The 24,077-nt window shown below is 59.6% G+C and carries 24 protein-coding genes, 1 tRNA gene and 1 riboswitch; of the genes, 11 read left to right on the top strand and 14 right to left on the bottom strand.

From position 1 onward, the window contains the following. Positions 1–41: 41 nt before the first annotated feature. Complete coding sequence (recF, locus tag ACR0JC_RS16190; RefSeq protein ID WP_170343113.1) at positions 42–1,142, top strand: DNA replication/repair protein RecF; 1,101 nt, start codon at positions 42–44, stop codon at positions 1,140–1,142. A 5-nt stretch (positions 1,143–1,147) separates the two neighbouring features. On the opposite strand, the gene ACR0JC_RS16185 is transcribed toward recF, so the two are convergent. Beyond that, positions 1,148–1,714, bottom strand: a complete 567-nt coding sequence (locus ACR0JC_RS16185) for a carboxymuconolactone decarboxylase family protein (protein ID WP_170343112.1) — start codon at positions 1,712–1,714, stop codon at positions 1,148–1,150. Positions 1,715–1,810: 96 nt separating this feature from the next. Here ACR0JC_RS16185 and ACR0JC_RS16180 point away from each other — a divergent pair, with 96 nt between their 5' ends. Together ACR0JC_RS16180 and gyrB are read left to right on the top strand one after the other, a co-directional pair. Beyond that, positions 1,811–2,383 carry a TetR/AcrR family transcriptional regulator gene (locus ACR0JC_RS16180; protein WP_170343111.1) on the top strand — a complete coding sequence of 191 codons (573 nt, stop codon included), beginning with the start codon at positions 1,811–1,813 and terminating at the stop codon, positions 2,381–2,383. A 125-nt stretch (positions 2,384–2,508) separates the two neighbouring features. Continuing rightward, positions 2,509–4,926 carry a DNA topoisomerase (ATP-hydrolyzing) subunit B gene (gene gyrB / locus ACR0JC_RS16175; protein ID WP_170343110.1) on the top strand — a complete coding sequence of 806 codons (2,418 nt, stop codon included), beginning with the start codon at positions 2,509–2,511 and terminating at the stop codon, positions 4,924–4,926. Positions 4,927–5,102: 176 nt separating this feature from the next. Here gyrB and ACR0JC_RS16170 read toward each other — a convergent pair whose 3' ends face one another. After that, positions 5,103–5,885, bottom strand: a complete 783-nt coding sequence (locus ACR0JC_RS16170) for an SdiA-regulated domain-containing protein (protein WP_480763993.1) — start codon at positions 5,883–5,885, stop codon at positions 5,103–5,105. Between the two features lie 327 nt (positions 5,886–6,212). On the opposite strand from ACR0JC_RS16170, the gene ACR0JC_RS16165 reads away from it, so the two are divergent. Beyond that, entirely contained in the window at positions 6,213–6,971 is a 759-nt protein-coding gene (locus ACR0JC_RS16165) for a DUF4956 domain-containing protein (RefSeq protein WP_170342381.1), read from the top strand. On the opposite strand, the gene ACR0JC_RS16160 is transcribed toward ACR0JC_RS16165, so the two are convergent. The 9 genes from ACR0JC_RS16160 to ACR0JC_RS16120 form a co-directional block, all read right to left on the bottom strand. Beyond that, positions 6,972–7,835: a metallophosphoesterase family protein gene (locus tag ACR0JC_RS16160; protein ID WP_367646372.1), complete on the bottom strand. Its 864-nt coding sequence runs from the start codon at positions 7,833–7,835 to the stop codon at positions 6,972–6,974. 67 nt (positions 7,836–7,902) lie between these two features. Beyond that, the gene (locus tag ACR0JC_RS16155; protein WP_170343106.1) at positions 7,903–9,336 is read right to left on the bottom strand and encodes a hypothetical protein; all 1,434 of its coding nucleotides are present in this window, start codon (positions 9,334–9,336) and stop codon (positions 7,903–7,905) included. A gap of 19 nt (positions 9,337–9,355) precedes the next feature. Beyond that, complete coding sequence (locus ACR0JC_RS16150) at positions 9,356–10,000, bottom strand: protein-tyrosine phosphatase family protein (protein ID WP_170343105.1); 645 nt, start codon at positions 9,998–10,000, stop codon at positions 9,356–9,358. Positions 10,001–10,118: 118 nt separating this feature from the next. Continuing rightward, a complete protein-coding gene (locus ACR0JC_RS16145; RefSeq protein ID WP_170343104.1) occupies positions 10,119–10,292 on the bottom strand; it encodes a hypothetical protein in 174 nt (57 codons plus the stop codon). Positions 10,293–10,334: 42 nt separating this feature from the next. Further along, positions 10,335–10,640 (bottom strand): hypothetical protein, encoded by a 306-nt coding sequence (locus ACR0JC_RS16140; protein ID WP_170343103.1) that lies wholly within the window; start codon positions 10,638–10,640, stop codon positions 10,335–10,337. 52 nt (positions 10,641–10,692) lie between these two features. Beyond that, positions 10,693–11,307 (bottom strand): hypothetical protein, encoded by a 615-nt coding sequence (locus ACR0JC_RS16135; RefSeq protein WP_170343102.1) that lies wholly within the window; start codon positions 11,305–11,307, stop codon positions 10,693–10,695. Between the two features lie 55 nt (positions 11,308–11,362). Next, a complete protein-coding gene (locus ACR0JC_RS16130) occupies positions 11,363–11,701 on the bottom strand; it encodes a hypothetical protein (protein ID WP_170343101.1) in 339 nt (112 codons plus the stop codon). Then, positions 11,698–11,964 carry a hypothetical protein gene (locus tag ACR0JC_RS16125; RefSeq protein WP_217361089.1) on the bottom strand — a complete coding sequence of 89 codons (267 nt, stop codon included), beginning with the start codon at positions 11,962–11,964 and terminating at the stop codon, positions 11,698–11,700. The genes ACR0JC_RS16130 and ACR0JC_RS16125 overlap by 4 nt, the downstream gene beginning before the upstream one ends. Positions 11,965–12,025: 61 nt before the next feature. Continuing rightward, the gene (locus ACR0JC_RS16120; RefSeq protein WP_170343100.1) at positions 12,026–12,325 is read right to left on the bottom strand and encodes a hypothetical protein; all 300 of its coding nucleotides are present in this window, start codon (positions 12,323–12,325) and stop codon (positions 12,026–12,028) included. 644 nt (positions 12,326–12,969) lie between these two features. Next, positions 12,970–13,177: riboswitch (cobalamin riboswitch) on the top strand. Positions 13,178–13,280: 103 nt separating this feature from the next. Between ACR0JC_RS16120 and ACR0JC_RS16115 the strand changes: the two genes are divergently transcribed. The 4 genes from ACR0JC_RS16115 to ACR0JC_RS16100 are packed head-to-tail and all read left to right on the top strand — an operon-like array spanning position 13,281 to position 16,460. After that, entirely contained in the window at positions 13,281–13,679 is a 399-nt protein-coding gene (locus tag ACR0JC_RS16115; protein ID WP_170343099.1) for a DUF1636 family protein, read from the top strand. Further along, a complete protein-coding gene (locus tag ACR0JC_RS16110) occupies positions 13,676–14,476 on the top strand; it encodes an ABC transporter ATP-binding protein (RefSeq protein ID WP_170343098.1) in 801 nt (266 codons plus the stop codon). The genes ACR0JC_RS16115 and ACR0JC_RS16110 overlap by 4 nt, the downstream gene beginning before the upstream one ends. A gap of 1 nt (position 14,477) precedes the next feature. After that, complete coding sequence (locus tag ACR0JC_RS16105; protein ID WP_170343097.1) at positions 14,478–15,431, top strand: ABC transporter substrate-binding protein; 954 nt, start codon at positions 14,478–14,480, stop codon at positions 15,429–15,431. After that, on the top strand, positions 15,432–16,460 hold the full coding sequence (locus ACR0JC_RS16100; RefSeq protein WP_170343096.1) for a FecCD family ABC transporter permease: 1,029 nt from the start codon (positions 15,432–15,434) through the stop codon (positions 16,458–16,460). It abuts the gene before it with no gap. 131 nt (positions 16,461–16,591) lie between these two features. On the opposite strand, the gene ACR0JC_RS16095 is transcribed toward ACR0JC_RS16100, so the two are convergent. Continuing rightward, a tRNA-Ser gene (locus ACR0JC_RS16095) sits at positions 16,592–16,681 on the bottom strand. A gap of 709 nt (positions 16,682–17,390) precedes the next feature. On the opposite strand from ACR0JC_RS16095, the gene ACR0JC_RS16090 reads away from it, so the two are divergent. Together ACR0JC_RS16090 and ACR0JC_RS16085 are read left to right on the top strand one after the other, a co-directional pair. After that, the gene (locus ACR0JC_RS16090; RefSeq protein ID WP_367646319.1) at positions 17,391–18,176 is read left to right on the top strand and encodes a FecR family protein; all 786 of its coding nucleotides are present in this window, start codon (positions 17,391–17,393) and stop codon (positions 18,174–18,176) included. Between the two features lie 38 nt (positions 18,177–18,214). Then, the gene (locus ACR0JC_RS16085) at positions 18,215–20,449 is read left to right on the top strand and encodes a CHASE2 domain-containing protein (protein WP_367647316.1); all 2,235 of its coding nucleotides are present in this window, start codon (positions 18,215–18,217) and stop codon (positions 20,447–20,449) included. A gap of 233 nt (positions 20,450–20,682) precedes the next feature. Here ACR0JC_RS16085 and hemC read toward each other — a convergent pair whose 3' ends face one another. Further along, positions 20,683–21,645, bottom strand: a complete 963-nt coding sequence (hemC, locus tag ACR0JC_RS16080; RefSeq protein ID WP_170343072.1) for a hydroxymethylbilane synthase — start codon at positions 21,643–21,645, stop codon at positions 20,683–20,685. Between the two features lie 106 nt (positions 21,646–21,751). Here hemC and hemE point away from each other — a divergent pair, with 106 nt between their 5' ends. Further along, the gene (hemE, locus tag ACR0JC_RS16075; protein WP_170343071.1) at positions 21,752–22,786 is read left to right on the top strand and encodes a uroporphyrinogen decarboxylase; all 1,035 of its coding nucleotides are present in this window, start codon (positions 21,752–21,754) and stop codon (positions 22,784–22,786) included. A gap of 54 nt (positions 22,787–22,840) precedes the next feature. On the opposite strand, the gene ACR0JC_RS16070 is transcribed toward hemE, so the two are convergent. Then, a complete protein-coding gene (locus ACR0JC_RS16070; protein ID WP_170343070.1) occupies positions 22,841–23,935 on the bottom strand; it encodes a CaiB/BaiF CoA transferase family protein in 1,095 nt (364 codons plus the stop codon). Positions 23,936–24,077: the final 142 nt, after the last annotated feature.

Genomic DNA, 24,077 nt, shown 5'->3' with positions numbered 1-24,077 from the left:
CGTCCGGCGCGCGTGTTTGTACAAGGATGAAGGGAGGGGTCATGGCTTTGGCCCTGACCGAATTGACGGTCTCGCATTTTCGGTCGCACAAGCTGGCGCGCATGGCGCTGGACGGGCGGCCGGTGGCCTTGTACGGGCCGAACGGGGCCGGCAAGACCAATATCCTTGAGGCAGTATCCCTGTTTTCGCCCGGCCGCGGGATGCGCCGGGCCAGTGCCGCCGAGATGACGCGCCGGCCCGAGGCGCTGGGCTGGAAGCTGAGCGGTCTGCTGGACGTTCAGGGCCGCCGGTCCGAGATCGAAACCTGGTCGGAGGGGGGTGCAGCGCGGCAGGTTCGGATCGACGGAAAGGCAGCCAGCCAGATCGATCTGGGCAAGCTGGCGCGGGTCGTCTGGCTGATGCCCGCGATGGACCGGCTTTGGATCGAAGGCGCCGAAGGCCGACGGCGCTTTCTGGACCGGGTGACGCTGAGTTTCGATCCGAGCCATGCCGAGGCCGCGTTGATCTATGAAAAGGCCATGCGCGAACGGAACCGCCTGCTGAAAGAGCAGGTGCGTGACGCGCATTGGTACGCGGCGCTCGAGGCTCAGATGGCCGAAACCGGGCATCGCATTCATACTGCGCGGCTGGGTGCTCTGGCGCAGTTGCGTGCGGCGCAGGAGCAAGCCGAGACCGCATTTCCCTCGGCGGAACTGGAACTTGTTCAGTCCGAAGGGAACATGCCCGAAAGCGCGCAGGATCTGTTGGAGGCGCTGGCCGAAAGCCGGTTCCGCGACCTGTCGGCGGGGCGCACATTGGTTGGGCCGCACCGTTCGGATCTGTACGGGGTTTTTGCCGCCAAAGGCGTTGCGGCCAGTGAGTGTTCGACCGGAGAGCAGAAGGCGCTGCTGGTGTCGTTGATTCTGTCCAACGCGCGGGCGCTGGCCGCGCAGGTCGGAGCGCCACCGATCCTGTTGCTGGACGAGGTTGCGGCCCATCTGGACGCGGACCGCCGGGCGGCGTTGTATGACGAAATCTGCGCGCTGGGGGCGCAGGCCTGGATGACCGGAACAGGCCCCGAGTTGTTCGCCGAACTGGGCGACCGGGCGCAGTCTTTCGTGGTCAATGACGCGGGTGACGGCTCGACCGTCACCCCCGCCTGAGCGGATCAGGCCGGCTCGCCAACCTTGCGTTCCCACAGGAAGGGACGCATCACCTCGTCCACCGGCGTCTGGGCCATGTGGTTGACGTAGTTCGACATGGTTTTCTGCGCCAGGCCCAGGATCACGTCCAGAACGGCGCGGTGCGAATAGCCCGCATCAAAAAACGCCTGCAACTGCGCGTCGGTGACGTTGCCGCGCTGGTTCATCACCTGCACCGTGAACGTACGCAGTGCTTCGAGCTTGGGCGAGGGCAGCGGGGTTTCATTGCGCAGCGCTTCGGTGATCTCGTCGGACACCTTCATCATCTTGGCGATGCCGGTATGGGCCGGAACGCAATAGTGGCATTCGTTTTCCACGTTGATGGTCTGCCAGACGACCGTTTTCTCGTCATTGTCGAAATCGGTCTGCAGGAACAGGTGGTGCAGAACCTGGTAGGCCTCAAGGTGCTGTGGGCTTTCGGCCATGACCTTGTGCAGGCCCGGCAGGCGGCCAAACGCGGCCTGCGATTTCTCGAGCAGGGGTTTCGAACCTTCAGGTGCGGTGTTCAGGTCATGTGAGGGAAAATCGGCCATTTTGGTCTCCTTTTTTGGCGGCTGAGTCCGAAATAGGCTTTATTGAGCGATCACTCAAGTATATATTTGAGTAATCGTTCAAGAATTGGTGATCACATGCCCCGCAAACCTGCCTATGACCGTGACGCGCTGATCGCGCAGGCCAGAGACCTGTTCTGGCGCCAGGGCTGGGCGGGCACGTCCCTGAAGGATCTCGAGAATGCGCTGAAGTTGAAGCCAGGCAGCTTTTACGCCGCCTTCGGGTCAAAGGACGCCTTGTATGCCCTGACGCTGGAACGCTATGCGGATGAAGGTGTTGCCCGGCTTGAAGCCTTGGCCGAGGAGCTTGGGCCGCTGGGTGCGCTCAAGACCCAGCCGCGTTTGGTTGTCGAGGCCGCGAACGCGCCCGCAAAGGCCTGTATGCTGGCCAAGACCTTTGCCGAGTTGAGCGCAAAGGATCACGACCTGGCGCAACTGGCCGCGACCCATCTGTCGCGAATGAAAGCCTGTTTCGCCGATCTGTTCCGGCAGGCGCAGGCGCAGGGGCATGTCGGCGCCGACCATGATCCCGAACGGCTGGCGACGCGCTATCAGTCCGACCTTTTGGGCCTGCGCCTGTCGGCCGAGCGCGGCGATGTCGATGCCCGCCAAATCGCTGCTGATATCGCCGCCGATCTGGATAGATTGTGACCGTCTGAGGTCGGCCGATCAGCTCGGCTCGCGCCTGAAAGAACCGGCACAAAATCTGGGGGGATGACGTGACATTCCCCACCAGAGAACGTATAACTTACCAAAATAATATAGGTACTGACGGCATGTCCGAAGACGCACAGGCAAATCAGGAATACGGCGCAGATTCCATCAAGGTTCTCAAGGGGTTGGAGGCTGTCCGCAAACGCCCCGGTATGTATATCGGTGACACCGACGACGGGTCCGGTCTGCACCACATGGTGTACGAGGTCGTGGACAACGGCATTGACGAGGCTCTGGCTGGTCACGCCGACCATGTGACCGTCAAGATTCACGCCGATTCCAGCGTCTCGGTCAGCGACAATGGTCGCGGGATTCCGGTGGACATCCACCCCGAGGAAGGCGTCTCGGCGGCCGAGGTCATCATGACCCAGCTGCACGCCGGCGGGAAATTCGACTCGAACTCGTACAAGGTGTCGGGCGGTCTGCACGGCGTGGGCGTTTCGGTGGTGAACGCTCTGTCCGATTGGCTGGAGCTGCGCATCTGGCGCAACGGCAAAGAGCATTTCGCCCGGTTTGAAGGCGGCGAAACCTCGGAGCATCTGAAAGTGGTCGGCGAATGCGGCGACCGGACCGGGACCGAGGTGCGGTTCCTGGCTTCGACCAATACGTTTTCGAACCTGGAGTATTCGTTCGAGACGCTGGAGAAGCGGTTGCGCGAACTGGCCTTCCTGAACTCGGGCGTTCGGATCATTCTGATTGACGAACGGCCGGCCGAGCGGCTTGAGACCGAACTGTTCTACGAGGGCGGCGTCAAGGAATTCGTGAAATACCTCGACCGGTCGAAAACTCCGGCCATGCCCGAGCCCATCTATATCAAGGGCGAGCGCGACGATATCGGGGTCGAGATCGCGATGTGGTGGAACGACAGCTATCACGAAACCGTCCTGCCATTTACCAACAACATCCCCCAGCGGGATGGCGGCACGCATGTCGCTGGCTTCCGTGGAGCGCTGACCCGCACGATCAACAACTACGCACAGTCCAGCGGGATCGCGAAAAAGGAAAAGGTCAGCTTCACCGGCGATGATGCGCGCGAAGGCCTGACCTGCGTGCTGTCCGTCAAAGTACCTGACCCGAAGTTTTCCAGCCAGACCAAGGACAAGCTTGTCAGCTCGGAAGTGCGACCGGCTGTCGAAGGGTTGATGAACGAGAAACTGGCCGAGTGGTTCGAGGAGAACCCCAACGTGGCCAAAACCATCGTCGGCAAGATCATCGAGGCCGCCTTGGCGCGCGAAGCGGCGAGGAAAGCCCGCGAACTGACCCGACGCAAGACGGCGATGGACGTCAACTATCTGGCCGGCAAGCTCAAGGATTGCTCTGAGAAGGACCCGGCCAAAAGCGAAGTTTTCCTGGTCGAGGGGGACTCGGCCGGCGGATCGGCGCAGACCGGTCGCGATCGTCTGACGCAGGCGGTTCTACCTTTGCGCGGCAAGATTCTGAACGTCGAACGTGCGCGGTTCGACCGAATGCTGTCCAGCCAGGAAATCGGCAACCTTGTGATGGCGCTTGGCACCGGTATTGGCCGGGACGAGTTCGACATCTCGAAGCTGCGCTACCACAAGATCGTCATCATGACCGATGCCGACGTGGACGGTGCACATATCCGGACCCTGCTGCTGACGTTCTTCTACCGTCAGATGCCCGAGTTGATCGAGGGTGGATATCTCTACATCGCGCAGCCGCCGCTTTATAAGGTTTCACGAGGAAAGTCAGAGGTTTACCTGAAAGATCAAGCGGCGCTTGACGACTATCTGATCAACCAGGGTGTCGAGGGCGCCGTGCTCAAGTTGGGCTCGGGTGAAGAGATCGTGGGTCAGGATCTGACCCGTGTGGTGGACGAGGCGCGCCAACTCAAGCGCGTATTGGACGCCTTCCCGACGCATTACCCGCGTCACATCCTTGAACAGGCCGCCGTTGCCGGGGCGTTTGTGCCCGGGGCGGTGGATGCCGACCTGCAGGGCGTGGCCGACAAGGTCGCGGCGCGACTGGACCTGATTGCGCTGGAATACGAGCGCGGCTGGCAGGGCCGGATCACTCAGGATCACGGTATCAGACTAGCGCGCATCCTGCGCGGCGTCGAAGAAGTCCGCACGCTGGACGGTCCGATGCTGCGTTCCGGCGAAGCGCGCAAGACAGGCAGCTTTACCCAGAGCCTGCAGGACGTCTACAACCTGCCGGCCACATTGGTCCGCCGCGACCGGTCGCAGGTCATCCACGGCCCGCTGGATCTGCTGCGCGCCATTTTGGAAGAGGGCGAAAAAGGTCTGTCGCTCCAGCGCTACAAGGGCCTGGGTGAGATGAACCCCGATCAGCTGTGGGAAACTACGCTGGATCCGGATGCGCGGACATTGCTGCAGGTGCGTGTCGATGACATGGTCGAGGCCGATGACTTGTTCACCAAGCTTATGGGCGACGTGGTCGAGCCGCGCCGTGAATTCATCCAGAAAAACGCGCTGAGCGTGGAAAACCTGGATTTCTAGTCGCTTCGCAAGACTACTGAACCGGCCCAACTGAAGGCTGCTTTTTTCAGGACCCTCCTACGGCCAAAAAACGCGGCCTGGGAGCGGTTCTGAGTGGTGCGGATCAAGGAAGTTGGACCCAATGCGGGCTTGCTTGGCTAAGTCATCCCTTCGGTGTGAGTTCCGTACAATAGCGATCAAAACTCAGGGATATTGAAAACGTACAGGCGCGACTTCTCGCCATCGTCTGTGAGGATGTAGAGAAGCCCTTTGGCCTCATCCAAGGCGATCCCTTCGGGGTGCTTTACGACCTTTCGGTCTCCGTTTTTCATATACGTCAGTTCGATCGTATCTGCTTTTCTCGTCTCTGGATCGTACAAAAAGATCTGGCGTCCCTTGTCGCTGAGAATCCACAGCACACCTGACACGGACCAAGCCAAACCGCTTACATCCAGTTCATCGTCATTCACGCGATCCGAGAGAAAACCAGATCCACGATCCAAAGGGATGACTTCCTGAATTTCAGTCAGGTCCGGTGAGACGACCAGCAACAGACGCGGTTGTCCTTCAATGACAACGAATACTCGCCCAGTGTCCGGATCGACGGTGATGCCCTCAGGCCCCTTGTTCAGTGGGTTGCCGACAAGCAGTTCGGCAGCGGCCGGGTACCCCTTGAGGGAGGCAAGTGGGACCCTTGTCAGTTGGATAGGGTCGGTTGGTTGAACGACCAATATCGATCGATCGGTTTCCTGAAGGAGCAAAACCGACCCATCTCTTCGCGACGCGACGCCCTCCAAATCTGATCCGGCCAAAGACGGCAACTGGAAGGAGTTTCCCAATACTCCGTCGATTCCAAGGAGGTGCAGTTTGGGCTCAGCGTCGCTTACAGACCACAGGAAGCCTTCAGCGTTGGACAGCGACAAACCGGAAGGTTCTGAAAACCCCCCTGATTTGTCCGCCACCTTGAATCTGTCGACCAAAATCAGATCAGTACTTTTTGCAAAGGCAGCTCCGGTCCAAGGCAAAAACGCTGCCGCTAGTAAGCTGGCTGCAAGAGCGGATCTTCCAAATTTGCACAAGCGCCGTGAAACTTCAGGTTTTGACGGATACACGTGCTTTCTGCCCTTCGGTTTTCTCGTGTGTGGAACACACTTCTTTATCGCATTCGTATCACAACTTGTCTGCGATGTCGGAAGAATGCGCTTTGAACTCTTTACCTGATCCTCCTTGTTGGGATTGACTTGTAAGGGGCGCGATTTGCGCGTGATGACGTGTACTGTCTGGGCACAAGCAGGAAGGACGATGAGTTGAATACGATTTTCCCGTTTGTGACTGTGTTGTTGATGCTGCTGTTGCCCGCTGCGGCGATGTCGCAAATCGACCCGGCAACGATGCTTGCCGGGGCATCGGAATCGGAAATTCTGATCGAACGCAGATGGATCCAGTTTCGCGGCAAACAGGAACTGTATTTCTTTTCTCTTGATGTGCTGGTCACGATCATTCTGGCCGGCTTGATCGTCTATCATCCGGTGCGGCGTAAAGCCCGTAGAAGTGTCGGCGACATAGTAATGCCCAGGCTCTTCTTCCTGTATGCGCTGATCGGCATGGCGGTGGGGTTCCTTGTCGTCCAGCACGGGTCAATGATCGGGTTCGTTATCTTCGGCATCGGCGCATTGCTCAGATTTCGCTCCAATTTGGATGATCCGATAGACACTGTCGAATTGATCGTCGTAACCGTTCTTGGGCTTGCGGTCGGGTTGGGCCTGCCGCTGATGGCCACACTGGTGGCGGTTGTCTGTTGGTGTTTCATTTGGCTCGGAGGGCGAAACAAGGGCGTTGAAATATCGCTTAAGGCTTCGGACGAGGAGCACTCATTGAACGTCAGCAGCGCCATTGAAGCGATGGCCGCCGACGCCGGCTGGAAGCTGATCAGAAAACACCATGTACCCGGCAAATCCCGAATTTCATTGCTTTTCATTACCTCGGGTGGACTTTCCGAGGCCCGCATCGAAGAGATGATAAACGATTTGGTCCCCGAAAAAGTCGAGTTGAAACTCAGCTTCTAGTCATTTCACAAGGTCTAAACGTTTCAACACCGCATTCGGGGATCTGATCTCTTTCGGGAGCGACTTGAAGTCGACAGACCTTTCAAAATCCGGCCCTCGATATACTGCTATCCCAAACTCTCCGTTCGGCTGGAAGGTGACATGCGTGAAACTGTGAGGTGACCTGGCGCGATCACCGATTAGCCGCCGCGGGCCACCACCCAAGCAAGCTTGCGAAACATAGGCCACGCCGTCTTTCCAGCCAGGGTAAAAAGCATGATGGTGTCCAGACAGGTGCAGAACGACGCCGCTTTGCAGATAGATTCTTTCAAGCGTCGGGTCACCGATGATTTCGCGTTCGCGCTGGATCGCAAACGGCCACAGCGGGAGGTGGCTGAACGTGACAATCGGGTCTCCACCTGCCCCAAGTTGCACAAGTTGGTCCGGCTGATCGCCGGATAGTGGCCCAAGGGTCGTGGCATCCAAAGACGCAAAGGTTATCCCCTGCATTTCAAACGCGTAGAAGAACGGATAGTCATCCGACATCAGGAAGTTGACGTTTGGTTTTCTCGGGCCCCATTCCTCGGCGTATATTTTTCTCTCGCGCTCGAACCCGCGATAGGCCGACGCATCATGGTTTCCCGGCGTGACCGCAAATGGAATTCCGGCAGCCTCCAGCGGGTCGGATACCGCCATGTGAAACGCCTTCCACATCTCTCTGACCTGTTTGTCTGAAAGGTTGGGGATGCGCTGTCCGGCGACCATATCGCCCGTCGAAATCACCAGATCGGGATCAATCTCGATTATCCGCTTGATCGCCTTTTCGATGCGGGCATCGTATTTGACCGAGCCATAGCTGCCGTTCAGATCCGATATGACGATCACATCCAAAGCGGCCGCTTTGCAGGCGAGCACGACCGTCCAAACGAACGCCGCGACAGTGATCGAACGCTTACGGATCATTGCAGTCCAGGCCCTCCGCCTCGGTATTTTTGTTCAAAAAGAATGTGACAGGGTCCAAGTCAAACACCAGATCGCCTTTGGCACAATTGCTCTTGAGGATGGATGTTGCCAGCGCAGTGTTTTTGACGACCTGCGCAATCTGACGGTCCGACAACCCAAAGCTTTGTGACAACCAGCCGTAAACCGGGCCTTGCGTTTGAAGGTCACTGTTCAACGCAACCAGCCGCCGGTATGTGTTTGGAGAGAAATGCCGCATTTTCTCCAGCATCTGAGTGGATTTCGCGAAGTTGGCATATTCGACCCGCCCACCGGCATCGTTGTCGTTCAGATTGCTGCGACGGATCAATATTGCATCGGCGGGAACGTCTCCATCATTCGGCTGATGGTGATTCGTTTTCTTGTGTTTGAGTTTTCCGTCTTCGACCCAATACCAGTGGGGCGTGAAATCAATATTTCCCACACGGTCCTGCTGGCTGAAGATGAAGTCGAGCAGAACAATTTCGGTAAGCTCCTGCATCCAGAAGGCCATCTGTTGGTCGCTGACATCGGGGCCGAGGTCCTCGTTGATCTGCCGGTCCTTTCGGCCTTCCCTGACACCCTCTGCAATGGCCTCGGGCAAGGGTTTTGACGACCGCAAGGCCAGGAAAGCGGGTGTTTCCTGAAAATCGCGATTTTGGCCTTTGCCCCAACCGGACTTGCGGGTGCCGTTGATTTCCGAGCCGTAGCGATGACCGGGGCTATCAAGCAGGACACCGTATATCTGCGTTCGATCCGCGGTGAACAGATCATCCGTCGGTTGGTACGAGTTCGGGTCGGCATCCGCAGCCACGAAAACCCGCCAGCCTTCATGGTTCATGCGCCCGCCATGAGATCCGCCGGAAATCGCAAGGCCGGGCTCTGCAACCTCGGTAAGATGCGCCTGAGCGTCCATGCTGCGCCAGACCGCCACCGGAACTTTCACCGTCGCGTCGAAATACCTTGAGAAATGATAGTAAAGCAGCGACGAGGTTGAAAACGTTCCGCTTGTACCCTTCTGGTTCATGGTGGATTTGAATTTGGCCACTCTGCCCTTGGCCAGTTCTTTTGCCGACTTGCCCTCTTTGCAAGCGTTTCTCTCGAACTCGGAACGGTTCCCCACGTAGGGTCCTTCCGAAATATCGTAGACGGCCATTCCTGGGCTGGTGCTCCAGGTTTTTGGGCAAATGGCGATTTCGGGCGCATAGAAATCGATCTCGCAATAGGCCGTTTCTTCCTCAAGATCGCTGTTCTTGTACTCGCCCGTTGGGACTTTTTCGATCCGAATGCAGCGTTCCGTAACACCATTGGGACTATCAAATGTCGTGGCTTCTCCGCGAACATCGTCGCTCGCCCACAAGGCTGTGGGTGCAATGAGAGCCAGTGACCCCAGAAGATTGAACCTCATTTGGATAGTCCTCCCGATGTCATTTGGGGCAAATCGCGGCCTGTTGTTCGGCGGAGATCTTCAAACTGGGGTCGAAACTGAAGTTTGAGAATTTCGAGTCAATCCACTGGTCACACCCGCCCGAACATGGGGCCCCGTTTCGGGCATCATTCCAATATTTCTTGGCCCTGTCTTCCGTCCAGCCGCAAAACTGAACAAGCGCCATTGCCGACAAGGCGCCTGAGGAATGAACGCCCCACATGCAGTGCACCAGGACAGGACCCTTTCCAGGGTCCTCAATCACCTGGTGTATGGCGGCCATGACACTGCCGGGGCGGGACGATCTGGCGCTCTGATAGTCAAAGGCTCCGTTTCCACAGCTGGTGCGGCCGTATTCGGTGTTCTTGCCGAAATCCGCATAAAACCCGGCCGAAAACCCTTCATCGCACAGTGTTTCGCGCTGAGCGTTGCTCAAGCCCGTTCGACCCTTGTCGCCGCCCTTGAAGCCAGAGCGGTACAAAACGCCGCTTAGGACTGGGCGAAAGAAAGCGACGCCGTCGACGCCTCCGTCGCTGCCCCTAGAGAGCATCTGGCTGTTGCTTGGGCCACCGTTTCGACTGGTCACGTCAGAATTCGCCGCAGTTGCCAGAACACCGATGAATATGAGGTACGTCAAAAACCGCATGCGTATTCCTTTCTGTTTTCAGCCAGCGATGCTCACGCTTTTCCTGCCGGCAGTCCCGCCGAGAGGCGCGTTCACGGTAACCAGGTCAGATCGGCGGTTGGCTTGCCGCCCTGAAGCCTTAGATCGGCCACACCAGATTGATGATAAATATGACCACGAAGTAGGCCAGAAAAACTTTCCAGTTCCATTGGTGTTTGTTTTCTTCGTTGATCACGCCGGCCGATTTCAAGGCCAGGTTGGTGATGATCAAGGCGACAACGATAACTGCCGCATGTGCCAGATCGAAATGCAAGTTGAAGCTCCTTTTTGCAGATTTGGGATTGATGAATGCGTGTCAGCAGTCACCTGACGGCAGCATCGCTACGTCCGAGTATCTTCCCTCAGATGTCGTGATCCGAGCACAAGCACCGGTCTCCTTGTTGAACCAGTACGAGGTCAGCCCTTCGCTTCGGATGAGTTCAAACCCGAGACTTTGAATGCCCATTTCAGCCTGACCCGCTCTTGCGCCTTCAAATGACGACAGATCGCTGGAACTGCCCACGGTAGGAGCACTTGCTTCCACTGATCCGCCACTTTCGTCGCATCCTGCAAGCACAGAGACACTGACCGCGCCGATCGCCACTAGAGTCTTGGATTTCATCTGTTCTTCCTGATTGTTTTGGAAATGCGGTTCAGGGTTTCAGGTCGATCACCTACTCAATTCCAAAAATGACGTTGTAGTCGACGGCAGAGCTGCCGCGGTTGATGACTTCGACAACATGATCGCCGGATTGCCACAGCTGTCCGCGATACTCCTTGTCCGCAGACATCAATCCTAACAATTCAGACCCATCGGGGTTGCGAATGACGTAGTCCAAAGAGCCATTTCGCGGAGCAACGCGGACGTAAAGAAACTGTTCGTTCTTCGCGCCAAGAACGTATTGCTGCGATTCCCCTGGCGCGAGTTGACCGACGAGCTCGGCGCCGGTGGATCCGGCATCGAATTTGACGCGCTGGCTACCTGTAGACCCGGCGGCGCCGTCCATGGCTCCGCCACCATCATCCATCGCCTCGACAACCGACATCTCGCCAATGCTTCCGTCCTTGTACGCAATGCAGCGCCAAAGTGTTCCGCCGGCGTCACGCAGCATGACGAGCGTGCCGGCTTCCGAGAACTGTGAGCTTTCGATCGTGCCGGATTGACCGTCCGGACCACCGACCTGCCGCAGATGGTCGATGCACGCGTCATCGGCGTCTGACATGGCCAGCGCGGCTGTTCCGCTGATCGCAAGGGCGGGAGTTAAAAGGTTCAAAAAACTGCGTTTCATAAGCAGGTCCTCTGTCGGTCTATCCTAAGTGTTGTGTTTCCGGTGAGCAGAATCCTCACTGCGCTTCCCGCAACTGTGCCAGAAACTCGTCGCATGCCTGTGCGCTGCCGACGATCTCGTCGTTCGTTTCAATTCCTTGCAATGACGCCATCTCGGAGTTCACGCGATTGAGGATCTGATCTGCTTGTTCGGCGGTGATCAGGTTCTCGGCCTGAGCTCCCTTCAATGTGGTGCAAACACCGGCGGACAAGCCTGTCGCAACGCCGACACCCATCGCTGCCCCGCCGCCCAAGGTCATCGCTCCAACCACGCCGAGGATGAGCCCGATCACAAGCCCCAAGATCACTTTTCCCATGTTTTCCTCCCATTTTGCGGGAAAGAGTTCCGCCTTCATTCCTGGCGCAAACCACGTGCCCATCTGCATATCAAAACCAGTGCCAACAGGTTGAGCACCGGTGCAATCGCCGCGAGCCACGGTTTGGCCGACTCTGAGAAAAGGTCCACCGCAAAGACCCAAGGCAGTCCCAGCGGCAAAAGGAATACGCCGGACAACGGGTCTCGTTCCTGTCCGAACCAGCCAAATGTACCGGTCAGGAACGCAAACAACGCCAACAGGTAAAGGGAGGCAAACGCGATGATGGTTATTCTGCAAACCATGCCGGACCTCAGAGTATCAAGCCAGCGCTGCGCAGCCGATTCCGGCTACGCATCAAACGGGTCAAAGTGCGCCTTCGTCGCCGAGGAACTCGATACCAGCTGTCGCGCCATCACTGTAGGCAATACAATTCCACGGAGCCCGATCCTCTCCAACCCCAACGGTAACTTGTGTTCCAGCCTCGCTGAACGCGGATGAGAGCACGACCACTTGCGAATTGTTTGTTGTTTTGGCCACGTCTCGCAGACACGCCTGTTGGGCGGGGGTCAGTTCGGCAGGTGCGCTTGACGTGCTGGTGTCGTCACAGGCCGCAAGCAGTGCGAAACACGTCGCGCCTGAAATCATCATAACTTTGTTAATCATTTTCTTCTCCTCTTGGGTTCGCTGATGCTTGTGGAATAGGTGGTCCTTTTTGCGTGCTCACGTCTATGCGGTCCCCGGTTTTGCCGCCAATGACATAGCTGGCAGACAGATATTCTGCCGATCCCCGGGACCGTGAACAAAGCGTGCTGACGCAACGACGTCATGGGCAAAAACCGGTGCGAAGTTTCGAGGAAGGGTTCGTAAGTTAAGTCCGGGCACCGCGTCCTCCCAACGCTGAATTTCGTGAAATGCCTTCCGACCGCCAGCACTCACTCCAGCAGTCGGAAGGGCCCGACGAAACGGGCGACAGCGACAACAACGGAGGTAAAGCTAAAGTTGTGTCGAATTCGTATGTTTGAATCAATCACAGGATAAATCAATGATTTTTCCGCGCGTAAATTTTGTACGCTTGCCAACGATAGGCTTCTGCATTCAAAGAGAAGAGGCGAGGCCGCTCACGGAGGCTTGGCAGTCGGCCCGCTTGCGCCGCCGTGTTTCGGGACCTTCCGAGCTATCTTAATCCAGTTGGTCAAAACGACGTGATTCGCGGCCCGGTCTGTCGCTCAGGTGGTGCCGAAGGGTCGCCTGGATACCTCCATTACGCACCCGCCCAGAACGTCGTTGACAGTGCAACCCGACTCATGGATGAGATTTGCGCTGATGGTTCCCGATCGTTTCGGCGGTCGGGTAAAAGGGAATACGGTGCGGCGCCGTTCTGACGCCAATTCCGTGACTGCCCCCGCAACTGTAGGCGGTGTGCGACCCCCGGATGCCACTGGGCCGATAGGTCTGGGAAGGCGGGGCAAGCCATACATCGCGAGTCAGGAGACCTGCCATCATCAAACGCAACTCAACCCGGGCGGGGTGTCCCGGAAGGAGGCCAAGATGGCTTTTTCGGCTTGCGCCGCTGACATGACTGGTTCCCTTTCCGCCCCGCGATTTCGCGGAGGGCGAAGTGAGCCGACAATCAACACATCACATCACGGTTTGCCTATCTTGCCGACCCAAGGGCGCAGCCGTACGCCCCGGGCCTGACCTGATCGGACGATTGCGCGCCGCGCTGGCCGAAGACGACGGTTTGGCAGGTTTTGACGTTTCCGGTGCGGCCTGCATGGCCGGGTGCACCCGACCCTGTACCGTCGCCTATCACGCGCCGGGCAAGGCATCTTACCTGTTTGGCGGCCTGACGTCTGAAGAGACCGGGGCATTGGTGGAATTCGCCCAGCTGTACCAGCAGTTGCGCGATGGATGGTGCAGCTCGGTCGACCGCCCGGCCGGGCTTCGCCACGCGACGCTGGCCCGCATTCCAGCCGCGATGGCTGCGTCTTCGGAAAATGCGGATTGCGCCTCATGAGCGCGCCTTTGCTGTCGGTGGATGCCGTCACTTGGGCGCCGCGAAAACGAGCGCCGTTGGTGCTGCACGAGACCAGTTTTTTGCTGATGCGCGGGCAGGTCATGGGGGTTGTAGGGCCGAACGGTGCCGGCAAGACAACCCTTCTGCGGATGATCTACGGCTATCACCGTCCGTCCTCGGGCGACATTCTGGTGGACGGCGGATCCGTCAAAAGAATGGCCCGCCGGGCGCTGGCGCGTCAGGTAGCCGCCGTGCTGCAGGAGCAGCCCTCGGATTTCGCGCTGACCGTGCGCGACATCGTGGCGTTGGGGCGGGTGCCGCACCGGCTGGGCCTGTCCACGCCCGGCAGTCGTGACCACCAGATCATCGAATCCGCGCTGCACCGAATGGATCTGGACGGGTTTACCGACCGTGGGCTGGCCACTCTGTCCGGCGGCGAGCGTCAGCGTGTGATGGTCGCGCGCGCCCTTGCCCAGGAACCCCGGATTCTTGTGCTGGACGAGCCTACCAACCACCTGGACATCCGCCACCAGCTAGAGGTGTTGCGGCTGATCCGGGACCTCGATCTGACGATCGTCACCTCGCTGCACGACCTGAACTTGGCTGCCGATGTCTGCGACCGTGTTCTGGTTCTGAAGAACGGTCGACCCTGCGGCTTTGGCCCACCCCAGACAGTGCTGAGTGACAGGCTGGTCTCTGACACGTTCGAAGTCACCGCCCGGCAAGAGCAGCTCAGCCTCAGTCACAAACCTCACCTGACCTATCAACTCCCCACCCCCAACCAGAAGGAAGCTTGAAATGAAACCGACCACCCTGGCCCTGGGCCTTGCTTTGGCCGCCAACACCGCGACCGCGGAAACCACCGTGCAAAGTTGCAATCGAACCGTCACCTTTGACGAACCGCCCAAGGCGGCGGTCTCGAACGACGTGAACCTGACGGAAATGATGCTGGTGCTGGGCTTGGCCGACCGGATGGTGGGATATACCGGCATTTCCGGCTGGAAGACGTTGGACGAAGACATGCGCGCCGGAGTGCAGCAGCTGCCCGAGCTGTCGGCCAAGTATCCCAGCAAAGAGGTGCTGGTCGGCGCAGATGCCGATTTCTATTTCGCAGGCTGGAACTACGGGATGAAAGTGGGTGGCGAGGTGACGCCGGAGACGCTCGAACCCTTCGGGATCAAAGTCTACGAACTGACTGAAAGCTGCATCCATATCGGCGACAAGCCCAAAGCCAGCATGAGCGACATGTACAACGATCTTCTGAACCTCGGTCGTATCTTCGGTGTCGAAGACAGGGCGCAAAAGCTGGTCCAGGGATATAAGGCCGAACTTGCTGAGATCACATTCAGCCTGAATCCTTCGGACGAACCGCTGCGTGTCTTTGTCTATGACAGCGGCGAGGATACGCCGTTCACTGCCGGCCGCTATGCCATGCCGACCGCTCTGATCGAGGCCGCAGGCGGCGTCAACATCATGGATGATTTCGAGAAAAGCTGGGCGACCGTCACTTGGGAGGAAGTCGTCGATCGCAACCCCGAAGTTATTGTGATCGTCAATTATGGCGACGTCACCGCCGAGCAGAAGCGGGACTTCATGGTCAATAATCCTGCATTTGCAGATCTGGACGCGGTCAAGAACGATCGTTTCGTGGTTCTGGAATATGTCGAGGCCACACCCGGACCGCGCAACATCAAGGCGGTTCGGAAGCTCGCCCATGGCTTTTGGGGCCCGGCTGCCTTGGTCGGCAACTAAATGCGCGTAGTGCAGGCGCGCCGGGTACTACCGCTCTGGGCGGCGATGCTGGTGGGGCTAGTCGTGATGGTCGTTTCCTTGTCCTTTGCGATCTCGGTGGGGGCCATTTCGGTGCCCACCAAGACCGTTTGGGGAGTGTTGCTGCACGAAACCGGCCTATCCTCGGGCGAGCCGACATGGTCAAAGGGCCGCGCCGCGATTATCTGGGAAATCCGTTTTCCGCGCGCCTTGCTTGCCGTCATGGTCGGGGCCGGACTGGCGATTGTCGGGGCCACCCTCCAAGCGGTCACAAGAAACCCGCTGGCCGATCCGCACCTGCTGGGCATATCGGCCGGCGGCGCGTTTGGAGCCATTCTTGCCTTGTTGCATACCGGCTTGTTTCTGGGACTTCTCACCGTGCCGGTTATGGCGTTTCTGGGTGCCTTGGCGGCCACGCTGACGGTCCTGAGCGTTGCCCGCTGGGCCGGCGCCACAAGCGCGGATCGCCTGGTCCTGACCGGTGTGGCGGTGTCCTTCGTCATCATGGCTGGCGCCAACATTCTGATTTTCCTCGGCGACCCCAAGGCGGCTCATACGGTCGTGTTCTGGATGTTGGGCGGGTTAGGGTTGGCTCAGTGGTCATACCTGATCTACCCGCTGGCGATCCTGCTGCCATGCAGCACCTGGTTATGGCTTCAGGCCGCCAGGCTGAACGCGATGACCATCGGGGATGAGACTGCAAGCTCGCTGGGCATTGCAGTGGCGCGGTTTCGTCTTGGTGTCTTTGCAGCTGGCGCGCTGATCACCGGAGTCATGGTGGCCTTCTCGGGCATGATCGGCTTCGTCGGTCTGATGGTTCCGCATATCGTGCGGTTCCTTGTCGGCGGAGACTACCGACGCGTCGTCCCTCTGTCAGCAATTCTGGGTGGTTTGTTTCTGCTATGGGCGGATGTGGTCGCCAGAACCGCAATGGCCCCCGAGGACATCCCCGTTGGCGTGGTCACGGGTCTTTTGGGAGGGGTCTTCTTTATACTGTTGTTGAAACGCTGAGTGTTCGAGGCCCGTTGGCGGATCACCAGCCAAACGGTGCTTGAAGCTGGCGGAGCACCGGCGAAGGCGCGCAGCAAAAGTGTAGAACTTGCAAGCAAGCCCTTCACTATCTTAGCCGTATTAATGTGTAATGGCGGAGACGAAGGGATTCGAACCCTCGAGACGGTTTCCCGCCTACTCCCTTAGCAGGGGAGCGCCTTCGACCACTCGGCCACGTCTCCGCCGACGGGTATAGCCGTGCAAGCGACGGAAATACAAGGCCAATTCCTGCACCACCGGAAATTTTTGCCGGATTGGGCGAAGCCCTTGAAAACGCTTGGAATCGCTTGGGTCTGCACCCGCTTGGGCAAAGGCGTGGTCACTATGTCTTGCTGTTGGATTTTCAAGAACCATGCGTGGATTCGCGTTCTGCTTCGATTTGGTTTCGCTGTCCCAACGTCGGTTGGCCGGAGAATGTACGCGCGGCCAGAGTACGTAATCGGACACAAAAATTTGGGCGAGCCAGGTGCGGTAGGGAACTGCATCTGCAAAATGATGGGTGTCGCAAACGGCTGAACCAATTGGAGAGGTTGCCTGCCTTTGGCGTTGGAACGCGCTCTGCTGGATCACCAGTGCCAGGTGGTTTGAGTTGCAGAAACGGCCGTTTCTTTTGACTGAACTCGGCGGCTCAACTTCTCCGCTGAACAGGCATAGGAACAGAAAACTTGCCAATTACATGCCAATGGATGCATATTTGCTAAGATTTTAGTCATTTTGATTGATCCAAAAAAACAGTTTCAGAGGCTGGCCGGGCAGTGAGCGCATCCGCGCTCTACAGTAACCTTTGGGGGAAGGGCTGGCATTTTGGCTTGGTTGAAGATTGTTCTGGTTGGTTTTTTCGTTCTTTGCGTTCCTGCCCTCAGTTGGGCAAATATCGGAACCGTAATCAGCGTGAAACAGGGGGCGGACGTGACCCGTGGCGGCAAAACGCTGCCCCTGCGTAATGGGATGGAGGTGTTGTCCGGCGACTCGATCGTCACGGATGCGAATGGCGTGGTTCAGCTTGTCTTTGTGGATGACACGAAGATCGCGGTTGGTCCCAATGCGCGGATGGTTCTGGACGTGAAGATGTTGCGCGGCAACCGCAAGGCTAAAAGCTTTGCTGTCGAGGCGCTGGGTGGAAGCTTCCGGTTCATCTCGGGCAAAAGCAGGAAAGGCGCCTACTCCATCAAGACGCCGACGGCCACCATGGCGGTGCGGGGCACGGTATTTGACATGTGGATCGCGCCGGGAAACCAAAGCGCGATGCTCGTGCTGCACGGCACGGTTCAGATGTGTGGCCTCGGCGGCTCTTGCCGATCTACGGGCCGGATTTGCAGCTTGTATGCAACCAGCCAGCGTGGTGCGGTCGGGCGGCCGGTCGATCAGGCGATGTATGACAAGGCCGTGGTCAGCGGTTTTCCTTTCATTCAGTCGCAGAAAGACCTCAAACCGCCTTTGCAGGTGGATGTCGAAGGTTGCTCGGGTGAATCCCAACCTGCGCCGCGCGCGAAGTCGGACGCGCCCGAACCGCGCCGGTCCGCTCCGCCGCAGAGGCAGGTCAAGGCAGCGGTTGCCGCGCCGCCCGAACAACCGGATCCGGTCGGGCAGTTCGACAGGCCGGGCGACCGGCCCGAAACTGTAGATGATCGGCGGGATACTGGCGGCGGTGTCTTTGGGTCCGGCGGCGATGGCTAGAGCGTTGTCCATGTCGTTTCTGGCGAGCAGAGGTTGACGTGAGCGTCAGGCAGCACGAGAAGGCCGGACGGCGCCGTGCTTTTCGGCTGGTGGGCCTGGGTCTGATCCTGTTTGGTTGTCTGCTGCGGGTACTGGACCCTTATCCGGTCCGCATGTCCCGGCTGATCTATTTCGACGTGTTGCAGCGGTTGTCCCCGCGCGCCTTCGACCCCGATTTGCCGGTCCGGGTCGTCGATATCGACGAAACGTCGCTCGAGAATTGGGGCCAATGGCCCTGGCCCCGGACCCTGTTGACGCAGATGGTCGAACGTCTGGGCGAGTATGGCGCCGCTTCAATCGCTTTTGACATGTTGTTCGCCGAGCCCGATCGGTATTCACCGTCGCGGCTGCTGAGTGATCCGGCCCTGGCTGACATTCTCAGCGCCAAAAAGGAGGCCGCCCAGCTGGACAATGACATCTTGTTCGGGGCCGAGGTTTCGAACTGGCCCGTCGTGATGGGTGTGGCGGCGCGATTGACCGGAGGGGATCAGGACATTGCCCCGAAGGCCGGGATCGTGGAGATCGGCGAAAACCCGGCCGCCGGGCTGGTGTCCGTGCCCCACTGGACTCCGCTGGCGCCACCGCTGGACCGGGATGCAACCGGGATCGGCGGTGTGAATGTTTCACCTTTGGGCGGCACGGGCGTGGTGCGTCGGGTTCCGGTGTTGTGGCAGGGGCCAAGCGGTGTTCTGCCCGGACTTGGGCTGGAGGCTCTGAGGGTCGCGACGGGCGAGCCGGTGATCTTCATCGAAGGGGCTCAGGGCGAGGCCGGCATCGTGCTGTCGGTCGAATTGGCGGGTCTGGTCCTGCCCACAACGGAAAACGGAGAGGTCTGGGTCAGGTACAGACCGGATGATCCTGGGCTCTACCTGTCGGCCAATGACATACTGCAATCCGCAGATGATCCGGTTCTGCGCAGCCAGATCGAAGGCCGGATCGTATTGATCGGAACGTCGGCGGCAGGTCTGTTCGACATGCATCAGACTGCGTTGGGAGAGTCCGTTCCCGGCGTCTCCATCCACGCCCAAGTCATCGAGCAGGCGCTGCTGGGCGACATGCTGACCCGGTCGGATGTCACCGCCGCCCTCGAGCTTCTGGCTTTCATCATCCTGGGAGTCGTCGTCACGGTCGTCATGTCCAGTTTTGGTGCGGTTGCCTCGTTCATGGCCGGCGGCATCGCGGCGGCCGTGGTTGTCGGGGTCAGTTGGTTGGCGTTTCAGAACCAGTCCGTGCTGTTCGATGCAACCTTCCCGCTTGCCGGCGGGATGGCCAATTTCGGGCTGTTGTCCGGTTATCTGTTCATATCGACCGAGCGGGAAAAGCGGGTGATCCGGCGGATCTTCTCGCACTATGTCGCGCCCGAGATCCTGGACGAGATGGATGCAACCGGACACGAACTGCAACTGGGTGGTGAAACGCAGGAAATCACGGTCATGTTCTCGGACATTCGCGGGTTTACACCATTGTCCGAGCGGGTGTCGGCCACGGACCTGGTCGCGCTGCTCAATGAACTGTTCTCGGTCATCGGAGACCGGATCCTGCACGAAAAAGGCACCATCGACAAATTCATCGGGGATGCGGTCATGGCGTTCTGGAACGCGCCGGTTCCGGTGGAACGGCACCCGCTTCTGGCGGCGCAGGCTGCGTTGCAGATGCGGCGAGCTCTGGCCGAGTTCAACGCATCGGACACGATGCGCGGGCATCCTCCGATCGCATTGGCGACAGGATGCGCCACGGGAATGGCCTGTGTCGGCAACATCGGCTCGCGGCGGCGATTCAACTACACGGTGATCGGAGATGTGGTCAACGTCGCCGCTCGAATCGAGCAAAGTTGCCGCCAGGTCGAATATGACATCCTGATCTCAAGCTCAGTCTCACAGGCCGCTGGCGCCGATCTCGCGATGCTCGAAGCAGGGCTTGTTCATCTGAAAGGCAAGACCGAACTGGAGCCGATTTTTGCTTTGGTCGGTGACAGCGCGTTGGCCCATAGCGCGGATTTCCAGAAGCTGCAGGAGATGCATCAGGATCTGATCACTGCGATACGTGCACGGCGGTCTCACGACGAAATACAGCGCTTGAGCGAAGCCTGCAGCGCCCAAGCAGGCTTGGTCGAACCGGGCCTGCGCGCGTTCTATGCGGCCTTGCCGGGAAGGTCGGCTGATTTCCGGTTCGACATCCGCTCGGGCCAGGCGATGTTCAGTCATCATGGCAACGTGCACCGGTTTCCGGGATGACAGGGACCCATTGCGAGCCGCAGAGTCAAAACGGGCCGCGCCTTTTTTCAAAGGCACGACCCGTTTCGATCGGACAGGGTTCTCAGTCTCGCCCCCTCGAATACTATCTACAAAATCACGAACTAAAACTTCGATACACTCGAGACTGATCCACATTCCCAATCGGGATGTCACATTGATGCCCGATTTCAACCGGGGCGACAGTGAAGCAGTTCACATTCGCAGAAACTTTTTTACAAATTTCTCCACTCGAAGAATCCGGGCCCGGCACGGTGCAGCAGTTTTGCCGCCATGGCCCGGCCCATTTCCGCTGCGTCCTCCGTCGAACCGGTCTCGCTCTCACTGATGGCATCCGATCCATCCGGGCGCAGTACTTCGCCGCTTAGGCGCAACTGCCCATCGGCAAGTTCCGCCAGACCGGCAATCGGAGTTTCGCAAGACCCATCCAGCGCGGCCAGCAACGTGCGCTCGGCCGCCAAACGACAGGCCGTTTCAGAGTGATGAATGGCTTCCAGCATCTCGGCGGCCCGGTGGTCGTCCGCGCGGCGCTCGATGCCGATCGTGCCTTGCGCGATGGCCGGCAGCATGTCGTCGGGCGAGATCGCAGTTGCAGGTACGTCCTGCATGTTCAGGCGGCGGATGCCGGCCATGGCCAGAAACGTGCATTCGGCCACACCATCGGCCAGCTTCTTCAGCCGGGTTTGCACGTTGCCCCGGAACTCGACCACGTTCAGATCAGGCCGGCGGTGCAGCAACTGGGCCCGCCGCCGCAGCGACGAGGTGCCGACGACCGCACCCTTGGGCAGGTCATGGATCGAGTTGAGGCGGGGCGAGATGAAGGCATCGCGCACGTCCTCGCGCGGCAGGAACGTGTCCAGCACCAGCCCCTGCGGCTGTTCAACCGGCATGTCCTTGGTCGAGTGCACGGCGATGTCGATGTCCCCACCCAGCATCGCCTCTTCGATTTCCTTGGTGAACAGGCCCTTGTTTCCGATCTCTTTCAACGGGCGGTCCGCGTCGATCATGGCGCGGTTGTCGCCGGTGGTCTTGATCACCAAGATCTCGAACGCCTGTTCGGGCAGGTCGAAGGCATCGCACAGCCGCTGACGGGTTTCATGGGCCTGGGCCAGCGCCAGCGGCGAACCACGGGTGCCGATCTTCAGCGGCGATGCGGGGGTGGGCAGGGTCAAAGTCATGGGCACAGCTTTAGTCGCGTCACATTGCCCTGACAATGGGGGCCGCGCTTGACATTTTGCCGCTGAAGGCGGACCCGTTGCGCGAACCGGAATAGTGGGGGCTGACATGGCCGAGAACAAGAAACTGCTGCGGGCGCTGGCGGGCGAGGTACTGGACACGCCGCCGATCTGGATGATGCGACAGGCCGGACGCTATCTGCCGGAATACCGCGCGACGCGGGAACAGGCGGGCGATTTCCTGTCGCTGTGCTACACCCCCGATCTGGCGGCCGAGGTGACGCTGCAGCCGATCCGCCGCTATGGGTTCGATGCCGCGATCCTGTTTGCCGACATCCTGCTGGTGCCGCAGGCGCTGGGCGCCGACCTTTGGTTCGTCACCGGCGAAGGGCCGCGCCTGTCAACGATCACGCAGCAATCGGATTTCGATGCACTGAAACCGGTTGATGCGATTCACGAGACACTGTCACCCGTCTATGAAACCGTGCGCATCCTGTCGCGCGAGTTGCCGTCCGAGACGACTCTGATTGGCTTTGCCGGCGCCCCGTGGACCGTTGCGACCTATATGATCGCCGGGCGTGGCACCCCTGATCAGGGCCCCGCCCACGCCCTGCGTGAGGAAAACACCGCGCTGTTCGAGGCGTTGCTGGACCGGATCACTGCGGCCACGATCGAATATCTGTCGGCTCAGATCGAAGCGGGGGCCGAGGTGGTCAAGATCTTCGACAGCTGGGCTGGATCGCTGAAAGGCGAGGCTTTCAACAAATACGCGGTCGAGCCGTGCCGGATCATCACTCAGGCGCTCAAGGAACGCCACCCGGGCATTCCGGTCATCGGTTTCCCGCGCGAGGCGGGCGAGGGCTATGTCGGTTTCGCGAAGGCCACCGGTGTCGATTGCGTGGCGCTGGACAACTCGGTTGCGCCGGAATGGGCCGCCGAACATGTGCAGGTGGATGGCTGCGTGCAAGGCAACCTGGCCTCGTCTCACATGGTCACCGGTGGGCAGGCGCTGGTGGATGAGACCCGCCGCATCGTGCGCGCCTTTTCCAAGGGGCCGCATATTTTCAATCTGGGTCACGGGATCACGCCGGATGCCGACCCGGAGAATGTACAGTTGATGATCGACACGGTGCGCGGCAGGTAGGCGGCGTGCGAGGGGGCCAGCCCCCTCTTGGCCGCTGGCCAGATGAAGGGTGTGTCAGGTCTTCTTGAGAGCCTGAAGTTCCGTAAGGATTTCGGTCGTGTGTTGGCCGCGGGCCGGGCTGGGTTTCGGCTGCCATTGATGGGTGGAGAAGCGCGGGGCGGCGGCGGCCTGCAGGGTGCCGTCTGTTTCTCGCCAGGTTTGACGGACGGTGTTCATCGGGTGGGTTGCGGCCTCGTCGGGGCTGAGCACCGGGGCGACGCAGGCGTCTGATCCTTCGAACAGTTTGGCCCAATGGTCGCGCGGCTTGGTTGCGAAGATTTCCGCCAGGCGCAGGGTCAAATCTGGCCAGAGCGTGCTGTCGTATTGTTGCTGGAACGCCGGGTCTTGGGACAGGCCCAGGATTTCCAGGAATTGGGCATAGAATTTCGGTTCGAGGCATTGGACCGAAACAAAGCCGCCATCCGCGCAGGCGTATGTACGGCTCCAATGCGGGCCGTCCAGCAGGCTCTGGCCGCGCGTGTCGGACAGGTTGCCTGTCTGGCGCAGGCTCATCAGCAGGTTCATCATGTGGGCCGAGCCGTCGTAGATGGCAGCGTCGACGACCGTGCCCGTGCCGGTTGTGCGCGCGTTCAGCAGCCCGGCCAGTATGCCGGTGACCAGATACATCGCGCCCCCGCCGATATCGCCGACCAGCGTGGCCGGGGTCATCGGCTCGGCGCCCGGTGGTGAGCCGTACCAAAGCGCCCCCGACAGGGCGATGTAGTTCAGATCATGTCCTGCGGTGTCGGCAAGCGGGCTGTCCTGGCCCCAGCCGGTCATGCGGCCATAGACCAGCGCCGGGTTCAGGGCGTGGCAGGCTTCGGGCCCCAAACCCAGCTTCTCCATCACGCCAGGGCGGAAGCCTTCAATCAACGCATCGGCGGTTTCGATCAGGCGCCGGGCGGTTTCGAGGTCGTCGGGGTCCTTGAGGTCGAGCGCGATCGAGCGCTTGCCCCGGTCCAGCACGGATCGGTCCGGCATGCCGGGTGTGACGGCGCCCCCCTTGCGGTGGATGGTCACGACATCGGCCCCCAGATCCGCCAGCAGCATGGCGGCGAACGGGCCGGGGCCGAGCCCCTCGATTTCGACGATGCGGATTCCGTTGAGCATGAGTAGCACTCCTTCGCGGCGATGCTGGCCGGGGCCCAGCAGGATTGCAAGACCGACCGGCGGCGACGCGGCGTCTGGCATCGGTCTGATCCGGAACGGGAAAAATCAACAAACACATCGGAATACTTGCCAGCTTGGGGCC

This window comes from Ruegeria sp. CH5 (assembly GCF_056537025.1).
Note: the sequence above shows the minus strand (reverse complement) of the source record. Positions and strands in the feature narration are given on the sequence as shown.